This window comes from Candidatus Cloacimonadota bacterium (assembly GCA_020532355.1).
Lineage (GTDB): Bacteria > Cloacimonadota > Cloacimonadia > Cloacimonadales > Cloacimonadaceae > UBA5456.
Genome location: JAJBBD010000171.1, coordinates 1 through 7,290, shown reverse-complemented (window position 1 = coordinate 7,290; position 7,290 = coordinate 1). Strand labels below are relative to the sequence as shown.

General features: G+C 42.2%; 9 protein-coding genes. All 9 read right to left on the bottom strand.

Annotated elements, in window-relative coordinates; translation table 11 throughout:
• Nucleotides 1-220 precede the first annotated feature (220 nt).
• The 9 genes from LHW48_06315 to LHW48_06275 all read right to left on the bottom strand — a co-directional run bounded on the left by LHW48_06315 (nucleotide 221) and on the right by LHW48_06275 (nucleotide 6,999).
• Entirely contained in the window at nucleotides 221-535 is a 315-nt protein-coding gene (locus LHW48_06315; protein ID MCB5260073.1) for a T9SS type A sorting domain-containing protein, read from the bottom strand.
• 75 nt (nucleotides 536-610) lie between these two features.
• Nucleotides 611-1,159 (bottom strand): AmmeMemoRadiSam system protein A, encoded by a 549-nt coding sequence (gene amrA, locus LHW48_06310; protein MCB5260072.1) that lies wholly within the window; start codon nucleotides 1,157-1,159, stop codon nucleotides 611-613.
• Nucleotides 1,160-1,168: 9 nt separating this feature from the next.
• Entirely contained in the window at nucleotides 1,169-1,987 is an 819-nt protein-coding gene (amrB, locus tag LHW48_06305; GenBank protein MCB5260071.1) for an AmmeMemoRadiSam system protein B, read from the bottom strand.
• Entirely contained in the window at nucleotides 1,984-2,862 is an 879-nt protein-coding gene (locus LHW48_06300) for a ChaN family lipoprotein (GenBank protein ID MCB5260070.1), read from the bottom strand. The genes amrB and LHW48_06300 overlap by 4 nt, the downstream gene beginning before the upstream one ends.
• Nucleotides 2,863-3,465 carry a YigZ family protein gene (locus tag LHW48_06295; GenBank protein MCB5260069.1) on the bottom strand — a complete coding sequence of 201 codons (603 nt, stop codon included), beginning with the start codon at nucleotides 3,463-3,465 and terminating at the stop codon, nucleotides 2,863-2,865.
• On the bottom strand, nucleotides 3,465-4,754 hold the full coding sequence (locus LHW48_06290; protein ID MCB5260068.1) for a Y-family DNA polymerase: 1,290 nt from the start codon (nucleotides 4,752-4,754) through the stop codon (nucleotides 3,465-3,467). The genes LHW48_06295 and LHW48_06290 overlap by 1 nt, the downstream gene beginning before the upstream one ends.
• 575 nt (nucleotides 4,755-5,329) lie before the next feature.
• Nucleotides 5,330-5,758, bottom strand: a complete 429-nt coding sequence (locus LHW48_06285) for a protein-export chaperone SecB (protein ID MCB5260067.1) — start codon at nucleotides 5,756-5,758, stop codon at nucleotides 5,330-5,332.
• Between the two features lie 12 nt (nucleotides 5,759-5,770).
• Nucleotides 5,771-6,631 carry a helix-turn-helix domain-containing protein gene (locus tag LHW48_06280; protein MCB5260066.1) on the bottom strand — a complete coding sequence of 287 codons (861 nt, stop codon included), beginning with the start codon at nucleotides 6,629-6,631 and terminating at the stop codon, nucleotides 5,771-5,773.
• A gap of 17 nt (nucleotides 6,632-6,648) precedes the next feature.
• Nucleotides 6,649-6,999, bottom strand: coding sequence for a hypothetical protein (locus tag LHW48_06275; protein ID MCB5260065.1), 351 nt, complete (start codon nucleotides 6,997-6,999; stop codon nucleotides 6,649-6,651).
• Nucleotides 7,000-7,290 lie beyond the last annotated feature (291 nt).

Genomic DNA, 7,290 nt, shown 5'->3' with positions numbered 1-7,290 from the left:
GTTCTCTTCGTAGCGTCCAGGATAGACTTGAACCACATCCCCATGCACAGAAGCATTAACTGCGGATTGTATGCTTGTATATTGCTGTGAGCCATCCAAAGATACGGTTCTTGTTGTGCATAATGCAATGGTTGGTAGCATCAGGATTAATAATAGAAAGTGGATTTTCATATCTTATCCTTATCTGAAATGGGGCGGGGTTAACCGCCCCATTATTAAGCTATTTAAGAAGTAGCATTTTCTGTGTTGAGACTTGATTTGGTGTGCTCATCTTATAGAAATACACTCCTGAAGACACAGGTTTTCCGTTGCTATCGGTCCCATTCCAGACCACTGAATGATGCCCTGGGGCATAGCTATCTCTCACAAGAGTTCTTACCTTTTGCCCCTTGATGTTGAACACCTCGATTGTCACAGGGCATTGTTCTGCTAGGTCAAAGCTAATCGTAGTTTCAGGATTGAAGGGGTTAGGGTAATTGCCAAAAAGCTTCGTCACTGTGGGCAATGGAGGCTCTTCCGTTTTACCAATCCTCACTTGCAGAAATTCCTTGCATTCTGATACTGTGACATTTCTGCTCTCGAATCTGCCTGATTGATTGTTTAGAACTGCTTAATCAAGCACATTAGCATTAGCAAAGATTTCCGCTCCAAAGCGATACAGTTGGGCTTGAGAATCTTTATAAGCCCCATCAGCCAATCCCGCTTTCCTACACAGATGCGTGAGAAACTCAAGCCGATCCCAATTCCATTCTACAGCTACTTGAGGCAGGAGCAAACCACTGCCATCGGGATGCTCCAGATACAAACCGTCAGCCCCAATTTCTATTCTTTCTACATCTGTTATGGGCTCGAGTTCTGTAAGGATGGATATCTCTATCTGAATATCGCCAAACTCCTTTAGCGTAAGTGGGCGAAAGCGCGGATCTCTGAATGCTGCCGCCAGTGCCATCTCCCGCACCGAATCCACAATGTTTTTATAGGGTTGAATGTAACCGATGCATCCCCTCAGCTCACCATGCTTATGTAAGCTTACAAAGATACCTCGTCGCACTTGAAATACATCATCCTGGGGTATGTTATATTGGCTGCCATCCAAACGATTTTTAATTACCGCGGCAGCAAAATCCAACAAATCTTTGCGTTGCTTTGCGCTAAACATATTTATCTCCTAAACGAATACTCTTGCTGCCAGATAGCCTACCACCTGATTATTCATCCCCGAAACCTTGCCGGAATGGGTATAACTGATTATTCTTGCCTTTGCTAAACTGTAGTTATGTGCAAATTGTAGCAGGGTCATAACTCCTCCGATGCCACAAGCTTCAAGTTTTCCGGTTTGTGCTTTATCCCAAAGCCCCTCCGGGTCCAAGCTTTTCACCAAATTAACCAGCCTCATATCCATCTCTTCTGCCTTGCTGGCTGCATGGTAGTGGGAGAGATCTGTAGAAACCACTATCAAAATACGCTTGCTGGATTTATAGATAAGGTCGTACAGTAACTCTGCCAAGCGTTCTGCTACAGGAGGTACTTGGTTGCCAATCATAATCGGGCAGATGCTGCTTTGGGGAAAGAAGTATTTTATAAGGGGTAATTGGATTTCTAAAGAGTGCTCTAATTGGTGATAATCAAGATGCACATTGGGAGTTCCGGAAACACTTAGCTGCTTGTATAATTCTCCATCTAAGGGCAGATTTCCTAAGGGGCTTTCGTATTCTGTGAATGGAGATACCGAAAAATCGAAATGGATACCTCGATGTGAGGGATGGATTACAATAATGCTATCGAACCTTTCGTTGGCTGCGCTAGCAAAACCTAAAGCCGCACATGCGCCCGAATAAATGTATCCTGCATGTGGCACAACCAGTCCTAAACAGCGTTCATTGGATGGTGAGGGAACGCTTTCTTGGATCCATTTACTTATCTGATCATGAATTTGATTACCAAAGCGGGGATAGAATGTTCCTGCATGCATAGCCTTGCGAATCATTTATTCTCCTTATTCTTTTCATTTTGGATTAAGAGGATGAAATTTGCCACACTATCAATATCTTCCGATAGATCTGGCTTGGTAATGTCCTCAACGGATTCTGGGCTAAGAACGGCAATCTTGAGCTCGGGCATCAACTTCTGCAATCTGGAAACAGTACCCAGATAAGAACGAGAATGGAAATCGCCGTTGAAGTGCACTAATTTGTGTTGAGGATTGTTGCGGATAGCTGCCGCAATACTTTCTGCCATAGTATCGTCTTTAATGCATTGCGCTTTATAGAATCTCTCTAGAGACTCTTCTGTTATTTCATGTCCGCTCATATTTTGCATCAAGCTATAGAAGTTGTTTCTGTAATCATCTTCAGGAGCGCTAAAGCTTTGCGCAATGTATCTTCTTTGGGATGGAGGCAATTCATCCACAAACTCCCATCCTTCGCGTGCAATCCTGGAAGCATAAGAGCGAGGAATATTCGCTGCAATAGCCTTGAGATTATTATCTTGTGCCATAATTAGCATAGGTTTATAATCTTCAAAGTTTTCCCAAGCTCTACTCTCGTTGAGAAAGCTCTTCTCATCCAGCTTACCCGCAACATACATATTCAAAAGCTCTTGTGTATCGCGTTCCCACATCTCAAAAGAGAACACCACTTTGCGGTTGGATTTTAGCAAGGCTGAGCTCAGTTCTTTTTGCATCTTGTGAAGTTCTTTATTTCCGTGCCATTCTCCAAAGAATAACACATCGTACTCTGCTAAGTTTGCAACCAATTGCTCTACATCAAGATACTCCAAGTTTTTGGTGTTTATCAAGCGAGTTTGCGAATATCCAAACGAAACAAGGATCAGAATAGTGCAAAACAAAAATAATCTTCTCATTTATTCCTCCAAGAAATAAACTAATTTATTCAGTGCCTTATAGCCATCCAAAAATTCCATCAACTCTTGGTACTCTTCTTCTGGGATCTTTATTTTAAGCTGTACTTTTTCAGCATACTGAACTTCTAATTCTTCCGCATGATATTTTTCCAGTTGATGGCGGATTCCCTCCAAATATGAGTAAGATGTTTTTAGCCTTAAACGCAGATATTTTTGATATTCTACCAATCCAGCAGAGGCAATTGCTTCGGATGTAACTTGCGAGTAGGCTTCGATAAGTCCTTTAACCCCCAACTTAATACCGCCAAAATAGCGCGTGACTACCGCCAACACTCCTGAAAGCTCGTTTCGTAAGAGGCTGTTTAAAATAGGCTTTCCGGCAGTGCCCCCAGGTTCTCCAGCATCCGAATAGTATTGAATTTCCCCATTGTAACCCAGTACATAGGCATAACAGTTATGTGTTGCATTCTGATATCGAGCTTGGTGTTCATGCAATAACTGCTGTGCCTGCTTGAGATCTTCCACTCTATAGAGGAAGGCAATAAATTCGCTGCGTAGAATCTTGATGGAAACACTCAGGTCTTTATCGATTGTATATTTCATTACTTTACCCTGGGCAGGTCTTTCCAATTGGTAGTATAGCGTGGACTCAAGCGAGCTCGCTTCATTTGCCATTCTTTTTTAATGCCGTTGCTGGCATAGCATACTGTATCTCGCCCAAGCCGTGCATTCAGCTTATCTACTGCCCGCATGAGTTTTACCCTGTTATCATCCAAGTAGTTTTCTTCCATAAAACTAAGTGGAACATCGCGTTCATGGATTATATCTGCCAACATCACTCCCGCTTTTTTGTATTCGAAACCAGGTAAGTACAGCTCAGAAAGAAGTTTTAGCGCTTCACGGATCATTAACGGAGTATAGGCGGTGGGAGGAAATAAAGTTGTGGAAAGAGAGTTGTTGTATTGGGGTCCTTCCTTAAATCGGTTTGTGGAAAGGAAAACCATCAGATGACCCGCCACAGAGTGTTGTTGGCGCAATTTTTCTGCACTTCTGCTTACATAGGTAGAAATCGCTTCTTCGAGCTCGTCCATCCTATCTACTTGTCTGCCGAAAGAACGAGAGCTTACAATGCTCTTTTTTGAAGAAGGGGCTTCATCCAAATCAATACAGGAAAAGCCTCTCAATTCCAATACAGTCTTATGTCCCACTGTGGTCAAATAGTGATTTATAAATTTCTCTTCTGCGTCTCGCAATTGCAAAGCGGTATCAATCTTGTTTTGGCGCAAGAACTTATCATATTGTCTGCCTATTCCCCATATCTTCCCCACCGGCATCCTGCGTAAAGCCTCTTCACAACGATGATTATCCAGTATTGACAGTGCACCTTTAAACGCCGGAATCTTTTTGGCATGATGATTAGCAACCTTAGCCAGCGTTTTGCTGGAACCAATTCCTACCGACACTGGAATGCCAGTGCGGCGAAAAACAGTATGCTTAAGATTTCTGCCCCAAGCTTCCCAATCATTTTCTCTCATACCAGTGAGATCCAAAAACGCCTCATCAATTGAATATATCTCCACAGACGGAGAAAACATAGAAAAAACATCCATCACCCTAGCACTCATATCGCCATAAAGAGCATAGTTTGAAGATAGTAACACTCCATTATGCTTGGCAATATATGCTTCATGCTTAAATCCAGGAGCCCCCATTGGAATTTTGAGCGCTTTGATCTCATTGCTGCGCGATACTATGCAGCCATCATTATTTGAAAGTATTGCTACTGGTACTTTCTGGAGTTTCGGATTGAATACGCGCTCACATGATACGTAGAAATTATTGCAATCTACCAACGCTATTATTCTCTTATCCGATAATCCGGTACTATCCATTCTTTTCCTCCCGATCCATAAATGCCCAATGCCATACTATTGTCAAGGAGAGACCTTCATATCGTAAGATAGCACTATTTCTATAGTATTCATAAGATACACGATGCGGCGTTTTTTTACTAATCCGTTTATAAGTAGACATACTACGGGCATGAATTAAGGGCATTGCTTAAGGAGTTAAGTCACAATTATCTAAGCTTCATCGGGAGATCATCGGGCTAAACGGGATAATGTTCCGATGAACCTAGCCTAAAGGTAGCTTGAATCATATAATGAGAAACATTGGTGAAAACCTTAAAAGATAACGGTTTACAAGCTACATCTTGCAATAAAGTAGAAACGCCATCCTGCCGCTTTATAATAATTAACGCGCCAAGATGGTGCGTCTGTCTTTCTAAGCAAATATCGAAAGCTTTGGCAATTGCTCCGGTTCCCTCTTGATACAAATCCGAACAGCATAATATTTGCCTATTAAGGATACATGGATCAGAGACTAACGATGCCGAAACAGCTTAGATCCCGAAAACGCAATAATCATAGATAGTGATACACCATTGCAACTTTAGAAATGTATTTTACCCTTGATTCTTAATGGCTTGTTGATTCAATAGGGCAACTATATTGATCGGAGGCAGATATACCACCGGCAGGCCTGCTTTGGCACTTAAACTCGAAAGACTCTCTCTGATGTATGGCATTAGTAGTGCAGGCGCGTTATTGGCCAGAAAGTCTTCCATACTCATGTTCTCAGAACCTTCAATGTAGCTAAACATGCCTATGTAGGTAATCTCAGAATCAAATATATCTTCTTTTGATTCCTTATTGATCCCCTTCACCGATAGCGTCAGCTCAGCAATGCCACATCCATCATCCAGAATCCGATACCCATATTTGAAAGCAAAGTTGTTGGCTAATGGACCTCTATTCCCCTGTCTTCTCTCAAAGCTACACTTACGCTGATGGATCGACTTCACAATTATTCCGGGCTGTTCTTGTTTGTTCATTTTGACATCCTTTTAAGCTGCTGTCAGGTAATCTTTCGTAAACACTAGTGTCTCTGTGTTCTGTGATTCATCTGAGCTATTTAACTCAACAACACAATCAATGCCCTCATTTGATATTTCGAATTTCTCAAATGCTATGACTTGGCTAGGAATGTATATTTTGAATTCCGTGATATTAGTAGTGTCCATTTCCTTATCGAAGTTACACTGTATTACCTGTTCAACCAAATTCGAAACAATATCAGATTGAATTGTAACGCTGATTGAATCTGAGGAACATGCAAATTCAATACTGCGCTGCTGAACTTCAATTACCTTCAGCCCTTCCAGTTCCACCCCCAATGCAGCGGCTACTTTGTAGATGAACTCAATGGTGGGAATTCTGCCCATTCTCTCAAAGCGGGTAATCACGGATTGACTGGTGCCCATGCGCTTTGCCAGTTCAGCTTGACTCACTCTTTGTTTTATCCGATATACTGCCAGATCCGCTACTATGCCATACACATTTTTCTGCCAGGGGGCATACAGCTCAGCAGGGTAATCTTCTTCTTCATCCTCAGGCTTGGGAAAGCGGAATGCCTCGGCAAATTGCAGCGGCTTGAGCTCCACGCCCAGCCCTTCAGCATACCTATAGATTGATTCCAGCCCGGGCGTCCGGCCCATGTGTTCAAACCTGGCTACCACAGGTTGCTTCACACCCATCTTCTTAGCCAGTTCGTCCTGAGTCATCCTTAGTTTGATTCTTTTCACAGAGAGCTCTGCAACAATATCGATTAGATCCCGTTTCCACTTGGGGATCAAAGAGAAATCTATATTCAGCTCTTTCGCGGACTCATTATGCTTGTGAAGCCATACCTTTTTTGAGTTTGCCATTTCTCCCCCTTCTTTTATCATTTTTTCTTTCTTTTATCTTTTGGGCTGTGCGGTTTAATCCACACCCTGGTGAAACATAAAGTCCAACGATCTTCCTCAATAATGAACTGAATTCGCAACACACCACGTCTATGATGAGGCGGAATTCTGAACTCATAAACATGAAACTTGGGTATCTTCTTTATCACTTTGCTAGGATCTCTATCACTCTTTTTTAGCTGTGAATCAATCTCCATCATCAAATCATCGTAATCAAAGCCATTGAGTTTTTCGATCAGAAGTTTTAACTGCACAAACAAATCCGGTCGCTTACGCTCAACATCTTTGATCGAAGCAAGGATTTTATCACTCTGATATACTATCTTCATCTCACAAATACAAGATATAGCCAACTGGCTATAAAGTCAAGCTCAATTTTCGCTCTGCGAACGTTCTGAAGTGCTAAGAGCTTATCGTCCATAGTGATAGACGCATACAAAAAAGTATTGGATGTGGCTCGTGGCACCTGGAAGACACATCACTTCAGCTCCATTTTCGCCAATTGCTCAATCGTTATCCGCTCAAAATCCTGCGCGGAAATACCAAAGCTTGCTAATACAGAATCCAGATCCGGAGATACTAATATTCGGTATTGGATAATCATTGTTAACATAGTTTTT